Origin of the sequence: Cryobacterium sp. Hh11, assembly GCF_004404045.1 — a bacterium.
Taxonomy (GTDB): Bacteria; Actinomycetota; Actinomycetes; order Actinomycetales; family Microbacteriaceae; genus Cryobacterium; species Cryobacterium levicorallinum.
The window spans coordinates 1-20,424 of record NZ_SOHF01000006.1 but is presented as its reverse complement, the minus strand read 5'-3'; the positions used below and the strand labels follow the sequence as shown (position 1 = coordinate 20,424).

Annotated in this window: 22 protein-coding genes, 1 tRNA gene and 2 pseudogenes; 13 read left to right on the top strand and 12 right to left on the bottom strand. The window is 63.8% G+C overall.

Annotated features, from left to right (window positions below; translation table 11 throughout):
- Positions 1-150: 150 nt before the first annotated feature.
- Entirely contained in the window at positions 151-966 is an 816-nt protein-coding gene (locus tag E3T46_RS01765; RefSeq protein WP_347232596.1) for a MazG family protein, read from the top strand.
- Between the two features lie 19 nt (positions 967-985).
- Here E3T46_RS01765 and E3T46_RS01760 read toward each other — a convergent pair whose 3' ends face one another.
- On the bottom strand, positions 986-2,095 hold the full coding sequence (locus E3T46_RS01760) for an ABC transporter permease (RefSeq protein WP_241980401.1): 1,110 nt from the start codon (positions 2,093-2,095) through the stop codon (positions 986-988).
- The gene (locus E3T46_RS01755) at positions 2,092-3,072 is read right to left on the bottom strand and encodes an ABC transporter ATP-binding protein (protein ID WP_174845363.1); all 981 of its coding nucleotides are present in this window, start codon (positions 3,070-3,072) and stop codon (positions 2,092-2,094) included. The genes E3T46_RS01760 and E3T46_RS01755 overlap by 4 nt, the downstream gene beginning before the upstream one ends.
- Positions 3,073-3,165: 93 nt before the next feature.
- Between E3T46_RS01755 and hisS the strand changes: the two genes are divergently transcribed.
- The 7 genes from hisS to E3T46_RS01720 all read left to right on the top strand — a co-directional run bounded on the left by hisS (position 3,166) and on the right by E3T46_RS01720 (position 10,185).
- Positions 3,166-4,434, top strand: a complete 1,269-nt coding sequence (gene hisS, locus E3T46_RS01750) for a histidine--tRNA ligase (RefSeq protein ID WP_134577234.1) — start codon at positions 3,166-3,168, stop codon at positions 4,432-4,434.
- Positions 4,435-4,612: 178 nt separating this feature from the next.
- Positions 4,613-5,893, top strand: coding sequence for a phosphopyruvate hydratase (gene eno, locus E3T46_RS01745; protein WP_134577233.1), 1,281 nt, complete (start codon positions 4,613-4,615; stop codon positions 5,891-5,893).
- A gap of 128 nt (positions 5,894-6,021) precedes the next feature.
- Entirely contained in the window at positions 6,022-6,660 is a 639-nt protein-coding gene (locus E3T46_RS01740; protein WP_241980400.1) for a septum formation initiator family protein, read from the top strand.
- On the top strand, positions 6,657-7,202 hold the full coding sequence (locus E3T46_RS01735) for a DUF501 domain-containing protein (protein WP_134577232.1): 546 nt from the start codon (positions 6,657-6,659) through the stop codon (positions 7,200-7,202). The genes E3T46_RS01740 and E3T46_RS01735 overlap by 4 nt, the downstream gene beginning before the upstream one ends.
- Entirely contained in the window at positions 7,199-8,530 is a 1,332-nt protein-coding gene (locus E3T46_RS01730; RefSeq protein WP_134577231.1) for a S8 family serine peptidase, read from the top strand. Before E3T46_RS01735 ends, E3T46_RS01730 begins: the two co-directional genes overlap by 4 nt.
- A gap of 22 nt (positions 8,531-8,552) precedes the next feature.
- Positions 8,553-10,034 (top strand): FAD-dependent oxidoreductase, encoded by a 1,482-nt coding sequence (locus tag E3T46_RS01725; RefSeq protein WP_134577230.1) that lies wholly within the window; start codon positions 8,553-8,555, stop codon positions 10,032-10,034.
- A 74-nt stretch (positions 10,035-10,108) separates the two neighbouring features.
- Positions 10,109-10,185, top strand: a tRNA-Leu gene (locus tag E3T46_RS01720).
- Positions 10,186-10,231: 46 nt separating this feature from the next.
- On the opposite strand, the pseudogene E3T46_RS17720 reads toward E3T46_RS01720, so the two are convergent.
- Positions 10,232-10,564: pseudogene (locus tag E3T46_RS17720) on the bottom strand (tyrosine-type recombinase/integrase); the annotation flags it as partial.
- Positions 10,565-10,758: 194 nt separating this feature from the next.
- On the opposite strand from E3T46_RS17720, the gene E3T46_RS01710 reads away from it, so the two are divergent.
- Positions 10,759-11,202 (top strand): hypothetical protein, encoded by a 444-nt coding sequence (locus tag E3T46_RS01710; RefSeq protein ID WP_134577228.1) that lies wholly within the window; start codon positions 10,759-10,761, stop codon positions 11,200-11,202.
- Between the two features lie 108 nt (positions 11,203-11,310).
- On the opposite strand, the gene E3T46_RS01705 is transcribed toward E3T46_RS01710, so the two are convergent.
- From E3T46_RS01705 to E3T46_RS01695, 4 genes and pseudogenes are all read right to left on the bottom strand, one after another.
- Positions 11,311-12,264, bottom strand: a complete 954-nt coding sequence (locus tag E3T46_RS01705) for a DMT family transporter (RefSeq protein ID WP_134577227.1) — start codon at positions 12,262-12,264, stop codon at positions 11,311-11,313.
- 367 nt (positions 12,265-12,631) lie between these two features.
- Positions 12,632-13,066 carry a hypothetical protein gene (locus E3T46_RS01700; protein ID WP_134577226.1) on the bottom strand — a complete coding sequence of 145 codons (435 nt, stop codon included), beginning with the start codon at positions 13,064-13,066 and terminating at the stop codon, positions 12,632-12,634.
- Between the two features lie 133 nt (positions 13,067-13,199).
- A pseudogene (locus tag E3T46_RS18320) lies at positions 13,200-13,469 on the bottom strand (IS3 family transposase); the annotation flags it as partial.
- A gap of 155 nt (positions 13,470-13,624) precedes the next feature.
- On the bottom strand, positions 13,625-14,176 hold the full coding sequence (locus tag E3T46_RS01695) for a DUF6578 domain-containing protein (protein WP_134577225.1): 552 nt from the start codon (positions 14,174-14,176) through the stop codon (positions 13,625-13,627).
- 186 nt (positions 14,177-14,362) lie between these two features.
- Here E3T46_RS01695 and E3T46_RS01690 point away from each other — a divergent pair, with 186 nt between their 5' ends.
- The 4 genes from E3T46_RS01690 (at position 14,363) to E3T46_RS01675 (ending at position 17,613) form a co-directional block, all read left to right on the top strand.
- Positions 14,363-15,394 (top strand): PDDEXK nuclease domain-containing protein, encoded by a 1,032-nt coding sequence (locus E3T46_RS01690; protein ID WP_134577224.1) that lies wholly within the window; start codon positions 14,363-14,365, stop codon positions 15,392-15,394.
- Positions 15,395-16,185: 791 nt separating this feature from the next.
- On the top strand, positions 16,186-16,641 hold the full coding sequence (locus E3T46_RS01685; RefSeq protein WP_134473103.1) for an SRPBCC family protein: 456 nt from the start codon (positions 16,186-16,188) through the stop codon (positions 16,639-16,641).
- Positions 16,642-17,065: 424 nt separating this feature from the next.
- Positions 17,066-17,341, top strand: a complete 276-nt coding sequence (locus E3T46_RS01680) for an antitoxin of toxin-antitoxin stability system (RefSeq protein ID WP_134577223.1) — start codon at positions 17,066-17,068, stop codon at positions 17,339-17,341.
- Positions 17,338-17,613 carry a type II toxin-antitoxin system RelE/ParE family toxin gene (locus E3T46_RS01675; protein WP_134577222.1) on the top strand — a complete coding sequence of 92 codons (276 nt, stop codon included), beginning with the start codon at positions 17,338-17,340 and terminating at the stop codon, positions 17,611-17,613. The genes E3T46_RS01680 and E3T46_RS01675 overlap by 4 nt, the downstream gene beginning before the upstream one ends.
- Before the next feature lie 98 nt (positions 17,614-17,711).
- Here E3T46_RS01675 and E3T46_RS01670 read toward each other — a convergent pair whose 3' ends face one another.
- The 5 genes from E3T46_RS01670 to E3T46_RS01655 all read right to left on the bottom strand — a co-directional run bounded on the left by E3T46_RS01670 (position 17,712) and on the right by E3T46_RS01655 (position 20,227).
- Positions 17,712-18,134: a YkvA family protein gene (locus tag E3T46_RS01670; protein ID WP_347232595.1), complete on the bottom strand. Its 423-nt coding sequence runs from the start codon at positions 18,132-18,134 to the stop codon at positions 17,712-17,714.
- Positions 18,131-18,274 carry a hypothetical protein gene (locus tag E3T46_RS17715; RefSeq protein WP_166790150.1) on the bottom strand — a complete coding sequence of 48 codons (144 nt, stop codon included), beginning with the start codon at positions 18,272-18,274 and terminating at the stop codon, positions 18,131-18,133. The genes E3T46_RS01670 and E3T46_RS17715 overlap by 4 nt, the downstream gene beginning before the upstream one ends.
- A 481-nt stretch (positions 18,275-18,755) precedes the next feature.
- Positions 18,756-19,130 (bottom strand): rhodanese-like domain-containing protein, encoded by a 375-nt coding sequence (locus E3T46_RS01665; protein ID WP_134577221.1) that lies wholly within the window; start codon positions 19,128-19,130, stop codon positions 18,756-18,758.
- A 13-nt stretch (positions 19,131-19,143) separates the two neighbouring features.
- Positions 19,144-19,638: a hypothetical protein gene (locus E3T46_RS01660; RefSeq protein ID WP_134577220.1), complete on the bottom strand. Its 495-nt coding sequence runs from the start codon at positions 19,636-19,638 to the stop codon at positions 19,144-19,146.
- 28 nt (positions 19,639-19,666) lie between these two features.
- Positions 19,667-20,227: a hypothetical protein gene (locus E3T46_RS01655; RefSeq protein ID WP_241980399.1), complete on the bottom strand. Its 561-nt coding sequence runs from the start codon at positions 20,225-20,227 to the stop codon at positions 19,667-19,669.
- Positions 20,228-20,424: the final 197 nt, after the last annotated feature.

Sequence of the window (20,424 nt, the reverse complement as noted above, 5' to 3'; positions counted from 1 at the left end):
TAAAATTCCTCTGGTCTTTCGGGCGCGAACATACATGTGCCGACCAGACTTCCCGGCTCACCGTCGACCAGAATACACGACGTACCTGAGCGATCATCGGTGGCCCGCCTACGATGGAGGGACGATGGAACCGATCCAGGAGTGCCGACCATGACCAACCCCGTGTTTTCCTCCGGCTCTGTGTCCGGTGCCAACGCTACCCGACCGACTCCGCCGGCCGACGAAAATGACCGGGATACGGCATCCGCTCGGCAGACAACGATGCAACCCAGCCCTCTCGACACCCTGATCGTCACCGTCGCGCGGCTGCGCGGGCCCGGCGGCTGCGCGTGGGACGCCGACCAGACCCACGTCTCGCTGGTGCGGCACCTGGTCGAAGAGACGCACGAGCTGATCGAGGCCATCGAGGACGGCAGCCGCGACGACCTGCTCGAGGAACTCGGCGATGTGCTCTATCAGGTGCTGTTCCACGCCGACCTGGCCGCGCACACGCCGGAGGAGAACTTCGACATTCAGGATGTCGCTGCCCGCCTGACCGAGAAAATGGTCGGGCGACACCCGCACGTGTTCGGCGATGTCACCCTCGACACCGCGGCGGAGGTCTCGGCTGCCTGGGACGGTTTTAAAGCCGAGGAGAAGCCGGGCCGCACCAGCGTGCTCGACGGAATTCCGGGTGGTATGCCGGCCCTCGCCCTCGCCGACAAGGTGCTGGGTCGGGCCGAAAAGATCGGCCTGATCGAAGCGGATGCCGGCTTCCCGCTTCCGATTGAATCCGAAGCCGATCTGGGCCCGCTGCTGCTGGCGATCGTGGCATCCGCTCGGGCCCAGGGCCTTGACGCCGAGCGCGCGCTGCGCGCCGCCGTGCGCGACCTGCAGGGCGAGATTCGCGGAGCCGAGGGAGTCCAGGCGCCCGGCGCTCCGCTGGACGAGTCCTTCGACGCCGGAATAATCGCCCTCCCCTCCTAACGCGGATCAGAACAGAGGGTTAGGCGATGCGGCTGCCGGCGGGGAGATGCGTTGCCGGGGTGCGGGTGCGGCGCCACGCCCAGAGCAGGGCGCCCGCGCCGAGCAGCAGGTGCATGGCGAGGCCGATGAACCAGCTCGGCACCGCGCCGTCGTAGGTCTGCTGTGCGGTCGGCCCCCGGTCGAAGGCCTCACCGGAAAAGGCGCCACTGTCACTGAAGCTGCTCTGGGCGGCTTCGTCGCAGCCGTTGAACTCCGTGTACAACTCCGGCGGCGACTGGGCGCTGCGCACGCCGACGGCGATCTGGCCGAACAGGTCGGTCGGGTAGCCGGCGTCGTTGAAGCTGCCGGGGGCGGCATCCGCGACCACCACGTAAGGGTTCGCGGCGAGAATCCACCAGAAGTAGTCGAAGCGCGGCACGTTTTGGGTCGTCGTCTCGGCCGTGGAACAGACGATGTCCGACTGCTCGCCGGTGGCCTCGTCGAACGTCGACGACACCACGTAGTAGTTCACATTCGTCGCCTGCTGTTGGGTGGCGGTGCCGAGCAGCGCGAACGCGATGAGGGTGCCGAGGCTGAGCGCCGCGACGACCAGATAGGTCAGCACGATCGAAAACAGCGGCCGGGTCAGAATGCCGGAGAGTCCGACTCCGACGGCCGCAATGACGCCGAGCTCGGCCGCGAGCACGAGCACCGACACGGCGATGGTGCCGAACGAGACTTCCCCGAGCACGACCGCAAAGATGAGAAACGGCAGCGCCGCCGCGAGAAAGGCGAGGGCCGTGATCCAGGCGGCTAGAAACTTGCCGAGCACGAGTTGCCCGGTGCTGATCAGCGTGACCTGCGTCGTGGCGAGGGTGCCGGCATCCCGATCGCCGTTGATGGCATTGCCCGACAGCGCCGGAGAGACCAGCGTGCCGAGCAGCAGCACGAAGAAGATGATGGTGGAGAACACGCCGCCGCCGCCGGATAGCCAGGCCGAGGTCGCTAGCCAGAGCAGAAACGTGACCACGCCGACGAGCAGCATGAAGACGCCGAGCAATACGTACCACGAGGCTCCGCGCACGCGCTGACGCAGTTCGAGGGTGACGATGAGCCAGAGCCCGGAGAAGAACACCCGTGAGTGGGTCATTTCGTCGCCTCCCCACCGGTCGACCGGGTGAGGTCCTGAAAGGTGTGTTCGAGGTTGCTGACGGCCGGTCCGAAATCGCAGACCGGAACCCCGCTAAGTACCAGATTGTGCAGCAGCGCGGCCGCCGAGGCCTCGTTCTCCACCTGCACCAAAGTGCCGAGCTGGTCGACGCCGCGCACCGTGACGAGCGCGTCGACCACTCCGGGAGTGGCGAGGGCACGTTCCAGCGCCACCTCATCCAGGGAACGGATGCGCCAGGATCTGGCACTCGCGCCCGCTGCGGCCACCTGCTCCGGGCTCGCCGTGCGTCCGGCGGCGAGGTACACCGCGGCATCCGCCATCTCGTCGAGTTCGGCGAGGACGTGACTCGACACCAAAATCGCGGTGCCGTCGCCGGCCAGGCGACGCAGCAGCTGGCGCAATGATGCGCGCGCGGCCGGGTCGAGACCGGACGCCGGTTCGTCGAGCAGCAGCACGCCCGGGGAGTGCACGAGCGCCCGCGCCAGGCTCAGGCGTTGTTTCTGACCGCGGGACAGTACCCGCGAGGGTCGATCGGCAAAATCACCGAGGTCGGTCAGCGCGATCAGTTCGTCGGCGCGCACGGCGGCCTGCTCGCGGGTCATTCGGTACATGCGCCCGGTGGTCTGCAGGGCGGCACGGGCGGAGAGGCTCGGCCAGGATCCCAAGGCGTCCGGCATCCAGCCCGTGACGGCGCGCACCCGTTCCGGTTCGGTGACCGGGTCGTGCCCGTTGATGCGGATACTGCCCGTCGACGGTGTGAGCAACGTGGCGAGCATGAGCAGCAGTGTCGTCTTGCCCGCGCCGTTCGGTCCGATCAACGCCGTCACCGACCCGGCCGGCACAACGAGCGACGCATCCACCACCGCCAGCACACTGCCAAATGACCGACTGACCCCGGTCACCGCGACGCCGCTCGACGTCACGTCCACTCCGCCGGAAAAAGTCGCGACCGACATTCACACCCCCACTTGTTTCCCCGAGTCTAGGGCGCGGCCAATTTCAGGAGCGGGCGGTGAATCGCGTCCACGGCATGCTGAGAGAATTACCCCATGGCTATTGCAGTGACCCCGCCGCGCGGCATGCGCGATTTTCTCCCCGCCGACAAGGCTCTCCGCGAACGCTCGCTCGGCATTATTCGCGAGAGTTTTCGTGCGCACGGCTTTGACGAGATCGAAACCCCGGTCATGGAAGACTCCGCCCGCCTGCACTCCGGGCTCGGCGGCGACAACGAGAAACTCGCCTTCGCGGTGCTCAAGCGCGGGCTCAGCCCCGCGGATGTTGCGGCGGCGGCCGAGCAGGATGACCTTCTGTCGCTGGCCGACCTGGGCCTGCGGTTCGACCTGACAGTGCCCCTCGCCCGGTTTTACGCCACTCACCGTGCGAGCCTGCCGACCGTGTTCCGGTCGATTCAGATCGCACCGGTCTGGCGGGCCGAACGGCCGCAGAAGGGCCGCTACCGCCAGTTCATGCAGTGCGACATCGACATCATCGGTGAGGCCGGCGCGCTCGCCGAGATCGAACTGATCACCGCCACGGCCGCGACGCTCGATCGGCTCGGCCTCGAGGGCTGCTCCATTCGCATCAACGACCGCCGCATCCTCAGCGCCCTGCTCGCCCACTGGGGCGTCGCCGCCGAGCTGACCGAGCGGGCGCTGATCGTGATCGACAAGCTCGACAAGATCGGCGTCGACGGTGTTGCGGCCGAACTCGGTGCCCTCGGCATCGATGCGCCGGGCCTCGCCGCGCTGCTCACCGAGCTTGGCACCGGCGGCTGGGCCCTGGGCGACGGCTTGTTCGACGGCGCTGCGCCGGCTTGGCTCGACCCGAAAGCCTTCGCCGACCTCGCCGCCCTGCGCGCCGCCCTCCCCGGCGTCGACCTGGTCTTCGACCCCACCCTGGTGCGCGGCATGGGCTATTACACTGGCACCATCTTCGAGATCTCGCACCCCTCCCTCGGCTATTCCCTCGGCGGCGGCGGCCGCTATGACGGCATGATCGGCCGGTTCCTCGGCACCGACGTGCCCGCCTGCGGATTCTCGATCGGCTTTGAACGCATCGTCGACCTGCTTGAAGCGGATGCCGCATCCGCTGATCTGGCGGTCGTGCTCGTGCACGACAAAGAGGCCGATCCGGCCCGACTGGTCGCTCTCAAGCGCGACCTGGTCGCCGACGGCCTGCGTGTCCGCCTCGAACGCCGCACCAAGAACCTCAAGGCGCTGCTCGACCGGGCCGGCGAGGCCGGCTACGGGAGGTTCGCGTTCGTGACCGCCGAGACTCAGACGGCCGGCGACCTCGACTTCAAACCGCTCGGCGTCTGACCAGGCCACCCGCGCCCGACCAGGCAGCTCTGCGGTTCGGCGAACGGCCGACGGGTTTGGTTAGACTGAATTCGCCTGGGCTGAGTTCATTAAAAGCGTCCGGCACACCCCTACCTTTATTCCGACCAGTACCCCGGCGCCCGACCAGGCGTCAATCCCGACAAAACAGGAGACAGTTGTGGCCCTAATTGAGGCAGTAGACGCACGCGAAATTCTCGACTCGCGAGGCAACCCGACCATCGAAGTCGAGGTTTTGCTCGGCGATGGAACGGTCAGTCGTGCCGCGGTGCCGTCCGGCGCGTCCACCGGCGTGTTCGAGGCTTATGAGCTGCGCGACGGCGACAAGGCCCGTTACCAGGGCAAGGGCGTGCTCAAGGCCGTCGAAGCCGTCATCGACGACCTCGGCCCCGCGGTCGAAGACATCGACGCGACCGACCAGCGCATCGTCGACCTCGTTCTGATCGAAGCCGACGGTACCGACAACAAGGAGCGCCTCGGCGCCAACGCCATCCTCGGCGTCAGCCTCGCCGTGGCCAAGGCCGCCGCGAGCTCGGCCGGACTGCCGTTGTTCCGCTACCTCGGAGGCCCGAACGCGCACACCCTCCCGGTGCCACTCATGAACATCATCAACGGCGGATCGCACGCCGACAACGATGTGGACATCCAGGAATTCATGATCGTTCCGCTCGGTGCGGAGTCGTTCAGCGAGGCCCTGCGCTGGGGCGTCGAGACCTACCACTCGCTCAAGGCCCTGCTGCAGTCCAAGGGCCTTTCCACCGGCCTCGGCGACGAGGGCGGTTTCGCCCCCAACCTGCCCAGCAACCGGGCAGCGCTCGACCTCATCGTCGAAGCGATCAAAAACGCCGGTTACGTTCCCGGCAAGGACATCGCCCTCGCCCTCGACGTCGCTGCGAGCGAATTCTTCAAGGACGGCAGCTACAACTTCGAGGGCAAGAAGCTTTCGGCCGAAGAGATGAGCGCCTACTACGCTGAGCTCGTCACCGACTACCCGCTCGTTTCGCTCGAAGACCCGCTCGAAGAAGACGATTGGGACGGCTACGTGCACCTCACGGCTGCGCTCGGCGACAAGGTGCAGATCGTCGGAGACGACCTGTTCGTGACCAACCCGGTGCGCCTGGCCAAGGGCCTTTCCCTCGCGGCTGCGAACTCCATTCTGGTCAAGGTCAACCAGATCGGCACCCTGACCGAGACAATGGATGCCGTCTCCCTCGCCCAGCGCGCCGGTTACACCGCGATCATCTCGCACCGCTCCGGCGAGACCGAGGACACCTTCATCGCCGACCTCGCCGTCGCAACGGATGCCGGCCAGATCAAGACCGGCGCCCCCGCCCGCAGCGAACGCGTCGCAAAGTACAACCAGCTGCTGCGCATCGAAGAGGAACTCGGCGAGGCCGCGGTCTACGCCGGTCGCACCGCGTTCCTCCGCTTCACCGCGTAGTAGGCACTCAGCAGCACTAGCATCATCGGGCCCTCGACCACCGATATTTCGGTTGGTCGGGGGCCCACAGCTTTCCCTTGGTACCATTTTTTACCGACAGACACGACCGACCAGCGAAAGGAGTTGTGATGGCGCCGAAGCGACCTCAGCAGATGCCGTCCCAGCCCCAGCCGGCGCAGTCCAAGCCGGGCAAGCGCCCGCAGGCCCAGCGGCAAACAGCCCACCGTCAACCAGTACAGCGTGAACCAGCCCAGCGGCCACCCATGGTCTCGGAGACGGAAACGCCCGCCGGCGGCTGGCTGCGCGGCATCCGCTTTTCGGGATTCTCGTTGGTGATGATGGTGATTCTGGTGCTCGCCGTGGTGATTCTCGCGCCGAGCCTGCGTACCTACGCCGAGCAGCGGCAGCAGATCAGCCAGTTGAGCAGGGCCGTCGCCGATCAACAGGACGAGGTCGACCGCCTCACCAGCCAGCGTGAACGCTGGAACGACCGCACCTACGTCACAACCCAGGCGCGCGAGCGGTTGTTCTACGTACTGCCCGGCGACATCAGCTTTCTCGTCATCAACGATTTACCGGTCGTCGCCCCGCTTGAAGCGGATGCCGCGCCGGTGAGTACCAATATCCAAAGCACCAAGATTGATTGGCTGGGTTCCTTGTTCGCCTCCACCATGACCGCCGGCCTCGCCCCGCAAGCCGGAGCACCCGCGACATCAACACCCGCGACACCCGCGACACCGGCGACACCGGAAACGGTGGCACCGTGACCCGGCCGCCGTTCGACCCGTTCACCGCGGCCGACATCGACCTCGTCTCGGCCCAGCTCGGACGACCGGCCCGCAACGTCGTCGGCATCGCCGCCCGCTGCGTCTGCGGCGCGCCGACCGTCGTGGCGACCGCACCGCGGCTCGCCGACGGCACCCCGTTCCCCACGCTGTATTACCTCTGCCACCCCGCGGCCACCGCAGCGATCTCGTCCCTCGAAGCCACCCAGGTCATGAACGAGTACAACGACCTGCTCGCCGACGATGCGGACGTGCGCGCGGCCTACCAGGCTGCCCACGAGAGCTTTCTGTTCGACCGCGACCAGCTCGGAAGCGTGCCGGAAATCGCTGGCATCTCCTCCGGCGGCATGCCGAACCGGGTGAAATGCCTGCACGCCCTGGCCGCCCACTCGCTGGCGGCCGGACCCGGCATCAACCCGGTCGGCGACCTCGCGCTGGAACGCGCCACCTGGTCGCCCACGGTCTGCGAGTGTCTGGACTACTCCGCGGCGCCGATCGACGAATCCGGGGCGGCCCTGGCGTGACCACGACTACGCACCGGGTCAGCGCTCGTCGGGTCAGCGCGGGCGTCGGGCTCGCGCTGGCCACGGCGCTGTTCGGCGGTACCGTGGCCGGTTCCGTCGTGCTCGACGCGCCCGCCGCGCACGCCGATCAGATTCGCGACCTGCAGTATTGGCTCGCCGATTATGGCTTCACCGAAGCGTGGAACACCACGCGCGGCGCCGGCGTCACGGTCGCGGTCATCGACTCTGGAGTCAACGGCAACGTGGCCGAGCTGACCGGCGCGGTCATCGGGGGAACGGATGTCTCCGGGCTCGGCTCCGCAAACGGTCAAACCCCGGTCGCCGGCGATGATGATGAGGGCGAGCATGGCACCCTGGTCGCCTCGCTTCTGGCCGGACGCGGCACTGGCGACGGTACCGGCCTGATCGGCGTGGCGCCTGAGGCATCCATTTTGGCGGTGTCGGTCGGGTTTGGCAGCAGTCGTTCTGCCGTGAGCAATGACGACCAGATCGCGCAGGGCATCCGTTGGGCCGTCGACAATGGGGCGGACGTCATCAATATGTCCCTCACCCGCAATACGTTGTACTGGCCGGAGAGCTGGGATGACGCATTTCTCTATGCCTTCGAAAATGATGTCGTCGTTGTGGCCGCCGCCGGCAACCGGGGGAGCGGAACCACCGAAGTCGGGGCGCCCGCGACGATTCCCGGCGTGCTGACGGTCGCCGGCGTTGACCGCGAAAAATCGGCGAGCTTCGATGCCTCCTCGCAAGGCATCACCATTGCCGTCGCTGCGCCGAGCGAGAAGCTCGTCGGGGTGACGCCCGATTCGACCTATGTACAGTGGGACGGCACGAGTGCCGCGACGCCGATCGTGTCCGGGCTCGTTGCCCTGGTGCGGGCGGCCTATCCGACGCTCGACGCTGCGGGAGTCATGAACCGGGTCATCGCGACCGCGAACGCCAACGGGCGGAGCGTGCCGAGCCCCATCTATGGCAACGGCCTGATCGATGCCGCTGCCGCCGTCACCCGCTATGTCGCTCCGGCGACAGAGGCCACTCCGAGCGAGTTGCTCACGGAGTGGATCACGCTGCACCGGCGGGCTCAGATTGACGTGGTTCCGACCGAGACTCCCGTTGCGGAGGCTCCGGCTGCGGTCGATGAAGACCCGGCGCTGCCGGTGCAGAATGTGCTCACGGCGTGGCTCCCGAACCAGCTGACACTGACCTATATCAGTCTGCCGCTCGCTGTACTCGTAGGGTTTGGTATCCTAGTAACGCTGGTGGGCATTGGGGCCACTCGGTACATCAAGCGAATTCGGCGCAACCCCAAAGATTTCGCACAATCATAATCCTGTAGGAGGCCTTCTCATCGTGCCCAAAATTCTCATTGTTGGTGGCGGCTACGCCGGTTTTTACACGGCGTGGAAGCTCGAGAAGTGGCTACGATCCGGTGAAGCCGAGGTCACCATGGTCGACCCGCTGCCCTACATGACGTACCAGCCCTTCCTGCCGGAGGTCGCTGCCGGATCCATCGAACCGCGTCACGCGGTCGTGTCGCACCGTCGCCACCTCAAGAAGACCAACGTCATCTCCGCCAAGGTCACGTACGTGAACCACGCCGAAAAGACCGCCACGATCACCCCGCCGACCGGCGAGCCGTACGAGTTCAAGTACGACATTATCGTGGTCACCGCCGGTGCGGTGTCGCGCACGTTCCCGATTCCGGGCGTCGCCGACCAGGCCATCGGACTCAAGACCATCGAAGAAGCCGTCGCCATTCGCGACCGCGTTCTGACCAACTTCGACACGGCGGCAGCCCTTCCGGCCGGCCCCGAGCGTGAGCGCCTGCTCACGTTCGTTGTGGTCGGTGGCGGTTTCGCCGGCATCGAGGTGTTTGCCGAGCTGCGCTCGTTCGCGACCTCGCTGCTCACCCTGTACCCCGAGATCAGCTTCGAGGACACCAACTTTCACCTCATCGAAGCCATGGGCCGCATCATGCCCGAGGTCTCGCTCAAGACAAGCCTCTGGGTCATCGACAACCTCGCCGGTCGCGGCGCCCAGATTCACCTCGACACCCAGCTGACCAGCGCGGTCGACGGAAAGATCGAGCTCTCCACCGGAGAGACCTTCGAAACCGACCTCATCGTCTGGACCGCCGGCGTCATGGCCAACCCGACGATCGTGCGCCACACCGACCTTCCTATCGAAGAGCGCGGTCGCCTGCAGGTTCGTGCCGACCTGCGCGTCGGAACCGAAGACGACATCATCGCCGACGCCTGGGGCGCCGGCGATGTGAGCTGTGTCCCCGACCTGAGTGGTGGCGGCGTCGGCGGCAACTGCGTGCCGAACGCCCAGCACGCTGTGCGCCAGGGCAAGCTGCTCGCCAAGAACATCGTTGCCGTGCTGCGCGACGAGGCACCGGTGCAGTACTTCCACAAGAACTTGGGCGCCGTTGCCGGCCTTGGCGTTGGAGTCGGTGTCTTCCAGAGCGGCAACCTGGCCATCACGGGCATGCCGGCCTGGTTCGCCCACCGTGGCTACCACGGCCTCGCCATGCCGAGCTGGGAGCGCAAGCTGCGTGTCGTCTGGGGCTGGGTCAACAACGTTTTCCTCGGCCGCGACGTGGTGTCGTTGAGCGCCACCGAGAACCCGCGTGCCGTGTTCGAAGAGTTCGTTTCGCGTCCCAAGCCGCCGGCACCTGCTGCAGCCCCCACGGCCAAGGCTCCGGCGGCCCCCCGTGCGCCCCGTGCGCCGCGCAAGCCCACGGTCAAGGCTGCTGCAGCCGAGGCTGCTTCGGCCACCACGGCACCCGCTGCGCAGAAGGCGGCCGCCGAGGCATCCGCTTCAAAGTAGCTGTTTCGATAGGTGCTGCCGGGCGATCGCATCGCTCGGCAGCACCTATGCTTGACCCGCCCGTTACCGGGCACGCCCCCATAGCCCAATTGGCAGAGGCAGACGACTTAAAATCGTCACAGTCTGGGTTCAAGTCCCAGTGGGGGCACCACGAATATATCTACGCTGATCTCGGTTTTAACTTGGTAACGGGTGCTTCAGGTGCCCCGTTTGCCCACACTTGAAATCATCCGGGCCTGATCGAGGGCCACTGCGACGCTGTCCAGATCGTCGTCGAAGAGGTCCGCGTACACGTCGAGGGTCATCGCGGCCGAGGCGTGGTCGAGCATCCGCTGCAGCGCTTTGACGTTCGTGCCGGCGGACACGGCCAGGCTCGCGGTGGTGTGCCGGAGGGCGTGGGGCGTGACGCGTGGGAAGGTCGGATCGACCTCCCGGGCACGTTTGAGGGCGTAGAGCAGCCAGCCGTCCCGAGTCGACGGCGTGCGCTGGTGCGACAGACCGTTGCCAAACAGGATCTGGTCGGGTGTCTTGTCGGCGCAGAGCAGTGCCAACTGACCATCACGCTGGACCCGATGCCCACCCAACGCGAAACCGCCGCCGTCAGCGAGCTCTGCTCGAGTCTCACAGAAACTCAGACCCGCTATCCGGGCACCGGCCTAATCCTGCGATACGCCATCAAAGAACGGCTCTGAGTTACGACAGAATAAATCGACCTAAGACGTCCATGTCAGGACCCCTGGAGTCGTGGCAGCGGTACCAGAAGATCGTGACCAACCACGGCTACCGCCTCGTGCACGAAAACGTCGACCGGGTCGCGTACTTCTGCACTTCCGACGCCCATCGCGCCATCACCCGCGAAGCCGACAGACGGCTCGTCCGCACCGAACACCCACGGTTGGTCTCGTACCCCTGCCTCGACGCCCGCGGCATCTGGATCGGCCCCAACCTCGACCCTGGCGACCACGCCGTCCAGCGCGAGGCAGCGACGCAGCTCGACGGTCCCGAAGCCCCGGGCAACGAATTAGCGGCGATATTTCTGCCCCGGTTAGCCTCCCTTCACCGGGCATTTTCTCGGGCGGGGCTTACGGGAATGAAGGTCCTAGCCTTCATATGGCCCTCCGCGGAACACGACCGCGGGTTGTTCCGTCCTGGTCGAGGTCGGCCTTAGGGGCATGCGGGTGCGCGCCTGGTTTGGCATGTGGAGTTGAGCGCCTTGCGGCGGCGTTGGTGACTGCTCGGTGCCGCACTGCGCCCCTGACTGGCGCCTGCTCTGTGATCAGTCGACTGCAGAAGTGCCGGCGGCCACGTCCTCGTGTGGGGGTAAGCCTGAACCGGCCGGACTCGAGTCGGTCGAGGGAGCTGTGACCGAGGCGATGGCGACGCCGACGAGCGCGACTGCGCCGCCGAGTGCGGTCATCGCGTCGAATGGTTCCCCAAGTACCAGGGCGAAGAGATAGCCGAGTGCCGGAATTGCTGCGGTGAGCACGCCGGTGGCTGCAGCGGGAAGGCGTTCAGCGCCGTAGTTGAACAGCACGAGAGTCGGCGCGGTGATTACGACACCGAGGACCAGCAGACCCCCGAGACCTCCCCATCCGCTCGGGATGGCGGCCGCGCCGACCGCCATCTCTGCGATGAGCCAGGGGAGCATGATCGCCGTTCCCCACACGGCGGTCGCCGTCGCCAGCACGAGCGGATCAACGGACTCGGCCGTCTGTCGGCCGCCGGCCGCCCGTTCTTGGGGCTCGGCGCGGACACCCTTACGGAGAAGCACTGTATAGAGTGCGTAGCTGGCCAAGCCGATAAGGCAGAGCAGCACGCCGCTATCCACAGTGAGGCCCGCACCCGCCACGATGACGACGCCCGCGGTCGCGAGCACGAGTCCTACAATCGTGCGGGGAGGCAGGCGCTCCTTCAGGATGAACAGACCGAGCAGGGCGGTCAGTGCAGGGAGCGCCGCGTTGCTGAGAGCGGCCGTGCCAGGAGTAGTGAACTCAAGACCGATGTTGGTCAGCGAGTAATAAATCGCAACCCCCAGGAACCCGAGCAAAATCGTTCGCGGATCGCGGAGGGTACGCGCGAAAAGCGGCCGACGTGCGGCGAGGGGCACGAGAACGATCAGGCCGATCGCGAACCGGCCGACCGAGAGCACGGCGGGTGACGCCGTTTTCAAAACCTCACTGCTGATTCCAAAGCTCGTCGACCACAACACCACGGCGATTCCGACGGCCATTAAGGGAAGTCGTCGATGAAGTGCGGTGTTGATAATGCTCGCATTCTATTTCCGAGCTTCGAGCCGACCTGACACCCATGATTTCAGTTCGATCATGAGCAGCAGACCGAGCACCCGGTGGACCCGCGCACCAGGAAGGGCTATTCTCGTGTGCCATACGAGCCATCTGCCGACCAAGGGTGTCGTCCCGCAGGGGGTTCCCCTGTGACACAACGTCGGCGAACTCGGCTGCCAGGTAGTTTCGCCCCGGATCTGTCGCCCTCGACGTCCGGCTTGCGAGACGATGCGGTGGCAGGGTCAGGTCGTGCAGCTGGGAAGGCCAGGCAGCGTTGCGCCCTCAGTACCCGGGGTCCACGGGACGAACACCTTAGGGAAGCGTTATCTCCCGAAGTTGCTGGGCTACTGCCTTCCAGCTGCCCAGTTGCTGCTGAGTGATAGGACGTTCCGGGCTCGTAGCCCAGTCTTCGACGTCCCTCCCGCCGATAGATTCCGCCAAATACCTTATGACGCCCTTCTTAGACTCGGTGGACATCGCAGCACCCGTCTGCTCAGCGCCTGGAACGTCGGCGATTTCCGTGAGGTACGCCTGGGCGAACCAGTCAGCGGCTTCAGCACGTAAGTACGCGCTCGTCAGTGAGGTGTGCCAGCGAGAGATGAATTCTCCGTAGGGTGCTGAATTCGTCATGAAACCGGCGCCGCTGAAGAGAAGTTCCCGAACTCTTTCAGGGGTTAGCCCTCTCGCTGCAAGGAGGGCGCCGTCGATATCTCCTCGGTCTACGAGTTTACCAAGTTCGTTGCTCATCACACCCATCCGTTACTGATGCGGCAACCTGAAGACGTCGGCACGGCGACGGCCCCCCTTGTCTGCCCACGTGAGTTGCTGCGGACATTTCGGACAGCGGAACTAATGAATTCTTCTGCGTTGCCAATGTTGGCTGTTGATAACCATAGTGGACGTCACTAAAGCCGGCGGTAACCCGGCGCGGAGTGCCGGCGTCGGCTGTTATGTACATACCGGATGACATCGCTGCGGGCTTGTGATTTCGTCGCGTATGCGGTGCGGTAAACGCGTTCGTTCTCTAGCATCGAGAAAAGCTTTCGGCTAAACTGTTGTGCCAACACGCCGGGCGGCCCATCGAGGAGCGTAACCAGAGGCTGGTCACCAGCTCCCGGAACTCGGTCGACGTGAAAACGCTACCGCGGTCCTGACCGCGTCGGCAATTTCCGTGTCTACGGTGCGGCGCAGTGGCTGCGGGAAAGCTTCTGGACCGCGATAGGAATTGTGCCCCGCGACCCCAACAAATCCACCCGAGGGGGCATCTAGCACGCGATTCCGTAGGACGTTCCGCGAGCGGACACCTTATGCGTGTTCCTGGACGTCGACGAGCCAGCCCTCTAGGGAACGTCGGCGCTGCTCGGGTGGTGGACCGGCCAACTCTCCGACCTCGGGAAGCGGTTCAACGTCGTCATCGATGCGCAACCGAACGCCCTGAGCCGGGGTCAACATCGCTGTGTTCGGAACTGGCTCGACCTCGATCATGTATCGCGAGGGTGATGTTGCGAGGAACGCCCCCTTGTCGAAAGAGCGGCCAGTCATCGCCCCCTCGTCGCCGTCTGATGCGTTGATCGATGCCGGCGGGGCGCCGTGGCCGGGCCGACGGAGCGACCGACGCTGGACGACGTCCTGCGTGACCGCTTGTACCGCGACGACCCTGCCGCGCACACGATCGGTGAACTCCTCTTCATGGTGCGACTCCATCGCGTCCACCGTGGCGACAAGCTCCATTCCGAGCATGTCAGCGACAGCAGGGTACGGCGTTCGCGTATCGATACCGAAGTCGACCTCATCGCCGACGGCAAAAGGCTCGCCGCAGCACGCCCATTCCCATTCCGTCAACCACACGCGCGTCATAATGCCCACGCTAGCTGAACACTTGCCGACGAGCCGAAGCGTTTGAGATCCACGGCCGGGACCTCGTATAGTTCCACTCAGGGTTCCCCTTACGGACGGACGGCGGCCGATGGACGTAGAAGATTCCCGACACTGACAGGAGGGAGGCAACGCTCTGCTCGAGGAGTGTTTGGGTAATCTTGGTGGATGGCTTCTGGTGATCTTTCTACTCTTCCCTACGACTATGCCGAGGTCTTGGCAGCGCTGAAGAATCGGGTACGTGAAGCCAGGATTACTGCTCAGCGCAGGGTCAACTCGGAACTGATCGATCTGTACTGGGGTATTGGTCAGCAAATACTGGAGCATCAGGAAAGCCAAGGATGGGGTGCCGGTGTCATTCGTCGCTTGGCCGAGGACCTGCGTGCGGAGTTTCCTCAGATGAAGGGATTTTCCCAGCGCAACCTGCAGTACATGCGGACCATGGCCAGCGCTTGGGGCTCTGGACCAAATGTGCCACAGCTTGTGGCGCAATTGCCGTGGGGACATATCCGCACCATTCTGGACAAGGCAGAAACACATCCAGAGCGTGACTGGTACGCGGCCGCAGCCGTAGAATTCGGCTGGTCCCGCAACGTGCTGCTGAACATGATGATGAACCGCTCGATGGAGCGCACCGGGACGGCCCCGTCCAACTTTACGAAGCATTTAGCCGCCGCGGACTCAGAACTGGCGCAACAAGTAGCCAAGGACCCGTACGCCTTTGAGTTTTTGGGACTCTCCGGCGAGGTAGCCGAACGAGACCTGGAACAGGCTCTCATGGACCGCATTGTGGAGACACTGAGGGAATTGGGTCCCGGTTTCGCCTTCGTTGGACGTCAAGTGCATCTGGAAGTGGACGGAGACGACTTTTACCTCGATCTCTTGTTCTTCCATGTCGAGCAGCTCCGCTACTTCGTCATCGAGCTCAAAACTGGGAAATTCCAACCTGAGTTCGCCGGGAAGCTGAATTTCTATGTCGCGTTGGTCGATGACAAGTTGCGGCGCCAGGTCCATGCACCAACCGTCGGAATCCTCATTTGCGGCAGCAAGAACGATCACACCGTTCGTTACGCACTCGGACGCTCCACTTCCCCCATGGCCGTTGCCGCTTATACCTACGACCAGCTCACTAGCGAGGATCGTGCGATGCTCCCACCTGCGGAACAGCTCACGGCCGCCCTCGATGCTTTCCCCGAGTGAGCGATAGCCGACGCAGAGATAGAGCAGCAGGTAGTCAACTGCGTTACGACCAGCAAAGCTGCTGAGTCACTGATCGGTGTCTCAACTGACGTTCCCTGCTCGTCCCGTAGAGGGTTCGGCTTCCGGGCGGCACCTGACCCTGTGCCAGAATCTAGCTGCCTGATGACCTTGACCTGCTCTGTCACTTGCAAGATGGGAACTAGATGTTGTATTGACAGTAATGCAGTGGGGCTTAACCAGTTGGGGGATGCAAGATGAGCGATCAATCTGATGTTAACGCCGGGCCAAAACAGGGCCAATAGTGCCGACAGTTTCAAGCGGTCAATGCAACGGTGTGGCCGCGCGGCCTCCTAATGTGCTTCGTAGGAGGAGTGAAAGTGGGACGGAAACCCAAGCCACCGGATCAACGGATGGCATTCTTCACAGCCCGTGCGTCGGGAACGTCGCTGCGAAAGTCCGCAGCACTGGCCGGGATATCCAGGTCCACTGCCTGTCTGTGGCTCAAGCAATCGGGTGGCGTGCAACCCCGGGCGACGAGGCCTCGGTCGGCGTTGCGGTTATCGCTCGATGAGCGTGAGAGATCGACACGTCCAAACCGATCAATCCGCTGGAGGCACACGCAAACGAGCGTTCGCGAATGTGCGTGTCGACGCGGCTGGGGCTGGGGCTCCGCAGGCAAGTGCCTCTCCGTTCCTCAGTTTTTTTAGCGGGTTGACCTCGCGCCAACCTTCAGTACTGTGAAAGCGGTTACAAATACTCTTCAACCCGTTGCTTCGCACTAGGAGGTCATCATGCCCAACGTCATCGAGACTGTCGACGTCAACGTTCCAGTTACCGTCGCTTATAACCAGTGGACAAAATTCGAGGAGTTTCCGAAGTTCCTAAGTTTTGTTGAATCCATCACTCAGGTGACCGACACTCTCACCGAGTGGAAGGTCAAGATCGGCGGCGTGGAGCGCAATTTTGAGGCGCAGATAACGGAGCAACACCCCGACGAGCGTGTCGCCTGGAACAGTACCGGCGGCGAAGTTGATCATGCGGGAGTTGTCACGTTCCACAAGCTAGCCGAGAACGAGACGCGCGTGACGGTCCAACTTGATTGGGAGGCGAAAGGGCTGCTCGAGAAGGCCGGAGCCGCTCTCGGCGCAGACAATCACGCCATCAAAAAAGACCTCGCAAACTTCAAAGAATTCATCGAGGCGAAGGGAACAGACGACGGTGGATGGCGCGGAGACGTGCAGGCCTGACGCTACCGACAAGCCAACTTTCAAATCGTGATCTCTAAAGCGACACGCATCGGATTTCGGCCGCAACCAAACCCACCGGAGCAACAGATGGTATTTTCACGGCGCGCGCGCCGGGGATAGCACTGCGGAAATCCGCGGCGACAGACAATGCAGAAATGACCGGGATAAGACGCCTGGTGATCTTATTGCGTTGGCCCCATCCTATTGATGGCGCTTTAGTCACGGGACCCCCATCTTGCGCCCGTTTCCTTTGATGGCGTTATGGATCGACCCGAGCCCTCTTCTTCATCGGCAGCAATTCGTGAGATGCGCGAGAAGCCGACCTCGCTTCAAAGAGCTCGTCCCGTAGGGCGTTCCCCTTGCGGCAATTGTCTCGGGTCCTTGATATGTGGCTAAGTTGGCGTTCCTGGCGCATACTGGAGATATGAGTGCAGACACGGAGCTTTCTGTCAGCCAGGCGCGGGATCACTTTTCCGATGCCGTGAACCGGGCTGCGTTCGGTGGTGAGATCACGTATGTTACGCGCGGGCGAGGGCGGCAGCGGGCTGCTGCGATCGTGCCAGCCGAGTTCGTTGACCGGTACGAGGCGATGCTTGACAGCGAGGACGGTCGGATCGCGTTGGAGCGATTGGCCGATCTCGACGCCGGCCGCACCAAGGCTGTCTCGGCTGATGAGGTGGCCTTGGCACTGGGGCTGTGAGTGCGCCTGGGTCGTTCGCTGTTGAATATGACCCGAAAGCGCTCAAGGAGTTAGCCAAGCTCGACAAGCCGGTGGTGCGCCGTGTCATCAAGGCCATCAACGCGTTGGGCACCGACCCGCGTCCGAGCGGTGTTCGCCCTCTTGTTGGGTATCCAAATCTGTGGCGAATCCGCGTCGGCGAGTATCGCGTTGTTTACACGATCAAAGACGCTGAACTCGTGGTTCTCGCTTTACGGGTAGCCCACCGCAGCAGCGTCTATCGCGGCCTCTGATGTTGGCGGACTGCGTACCTCGCACCTGTCCGTAGGGGGTGGGCGGATTCAACGGGACGCCCGCCCGACGGTTTCGGATCGTTCAGTGAACGCGAGCATTACGGCGAGGGTTGCAAGCCAGCCAGTCTTAGCACGGCTGAGAGCCCTTCGGGTGTTCCTGGCCAATGTCTCCTTACCGCATCGCTGCCTGCTCGACGAGTCGCGAATCGTAGAGCGATCGCGACAACGATGGCGTCGTCGGCGTAACCGAGAACGGGTATGAAATCCGGAATGAGATCGATCGGCGACAGCAAGTAGAGCAAAAGCACCGCGATCCAGATTCGAACGCCGATCAACACGGTTCGATCGGCGGCGAGGCGTTTGAGTAGCCGGGCGACGTCGGGCGCGAGGCGCAGGAGATCACGAAGTGAAGCACCGCCAGGATGCCGGCGTTGCTCGATCCAGAGAACCAGAACAAGGGCCAGCCACAGCACCAGCAATCCGCCGAGCACGCTCAGAGCGACGTCCCACCAGGTCATCATGAGCTGTCCCCGTTCGAACGAAAGATGCTGAGGGCCTCACGAGCCGCGTAATAGACGATGATGAGGTTCCACTCCAGCGTGATCCCTTCGAGACCCTTTTCCCGCCCAACGAGCATCGCCGCGTAATCGATGGAGGTCATGTACTGATTCTCGCAGTCCGCGATCGGCTGCTGACAAGAAAGCCGCGGTTGCATCGCTGCGAGGCATCACGGCCGTCAGAAAAACGACCGCAAGCGGAACCTTGAGCGACACGGGTTCGGGCCCAGTCGCAGAGTCAGGGCTGGCCTCACTCCTCGTTTCACAGGGGAACCCCGTAAGTGGCGGCAGCGAACCGTAGGCGGGCGTCGTATTCGCAAGTTTCGAGATCGACACGATCTTTTGGTAGTGAAGAACTTCGCGACGCCCGCGGGTGGTTAGGAGTTCGGGTGGGTGGCGCAGGTGCACTGCTGACTCGTTGGGACGTCGGCCATAACCTCATCGACGTGCATGCCGCATCCGGTCCAAGTGATTTTTCCGCAATTGTCGCATCGCATGGGACTGCACATAGTGACTCCTTAGTTGGTCGAGCTGAAGTCTCCAGTATACCCCGTGGGGTATAAAGCAAGTGCGGGCATAGGGAACTTATTTGTCGACGATGATGGCCAGTCCGGTGGCGGCGGACGCGTCCGTGATGCCGCCAGCATCGGTCAGCGTGGTCAACCCGAGGTTGGCCATTCGGGTGACTGCTGCAGCCGATCGGTTTCCGGTGGCGCAGTAGATGATGTAGTCCCCGTCGATTGGCAACGCCGCGATCAGCGTGTCGAAGTCCGGGGATTGCACGTCAATATTGATGGCGTCCTGAAGGTGTCCACCGACATACTCTGGTGCGGTGCGCACATCGATGATGACCGTACTGGAGGTGACAGCGATGGAGGGCGCTGGCGCGGGGCTTGCGCAGGCGGCCATGCTGAGCAGTGCCGCCACGGCGATTGTGATGCCGGTGAGTGCTTTCTTCATANGAGTGCTTTCTTCATAGCTGGGTATCCTGACCGGTGCGTGCAGTGGGTGGCAGTGTGATCGGCTCTGGGGTGACTTTCCGGGAGCGCGGGAACAAGGGCGTGCAGGTAGTGCAGACCTCACCCTCAGCGGACTCTGACGATTCGCGGCGGGTGGTGGCTCGGCGTTCGCTGACCAGTCGTTCGCGCAGGGCCCAGATCAACAGGGCGAGGGCAGCGGCGGCCAGAACCGGGCGCGCAGCACCGCTCACTATCGGGTCGAGGGAGCGCACTTCGGTGGTCAGATACAGCGCGATCAGACCCAGAGCCGGCCACCGTGTGTCGCAGAGAGTTGCGTCGGCGCCGATGGGGGTTCCGACATAACTGGCAACGATCAAGCCGATCAAGCTCGCTCCGAGTGTGGTGGCCGCGACCGTCCACCACAGGGCGCCGTCTGCGTCGTCCGCCCGGGGCGCGTAGCCGGTGGCAAAAGCCATGAACGCGGCTGCTGCAACGGCGGCCGTGATCATCCAGCGTCTAGTCGACCAAGTTTGCAGGTCAGAGAACACGATCAAGGGCCTCTGTCTCGGCAGCGGTCCGAGCGGGAAGACCGCAAGAATTTTCTCGAGTCATGCGCGCATAGAGAGCCCAGCCAAGCAAGACGATCGACGCGGCGGCCAGATACGGCTGGACCGGCTCGAAGAATTGCATCGCCCCGGTTGTGCCGAGAGCGAGGAGAACCAATTTGTTGCAGACGGGGCATCCCACCGCGAAGAACGTTACCAGCCAACCGGCCATGCCCAATCGTCCGGCGGCCCTGCTGGGCGGGGCACCTTCCGGGTACGCCACATAGGTGGCGGTGACCATGCCCGTCAATACCGCGCTGAGGATGAGCACCGGCCACGACCAGGCGGTCGGCGGGATCTGTCGCGAAAAGAATGGCGTGTCAATCAAGTCCGTCGGGATGGCAATGAAGACCACCGTAAACAATGCCGTCGCCAGAGCAACCCACCAGCGGCGAGAGGGCCAGCGACGCAGGTCCCCGCCGAGCCCGGCCAGCTTGCCGCGCCAAGGGGCACGCCGTGGTGATTCGTCCCTGCTGGTGTGTTGGTCACGCATTCGAATAGCCCTCATTTACTTTTCATCATGAAACGTTTGCTGCCATATTTGAATACACTGATACCCTAAGGGGTATCTTGGTCTTAGACAAAACCAGCCTCGCATCCGCCTACGAACAGGAGCACACCCTCATGGGGATCACCGAACCCGCGACCCACGCCAGCGACGACCTGCGCAAGACCCTCAACCGGCTCAAG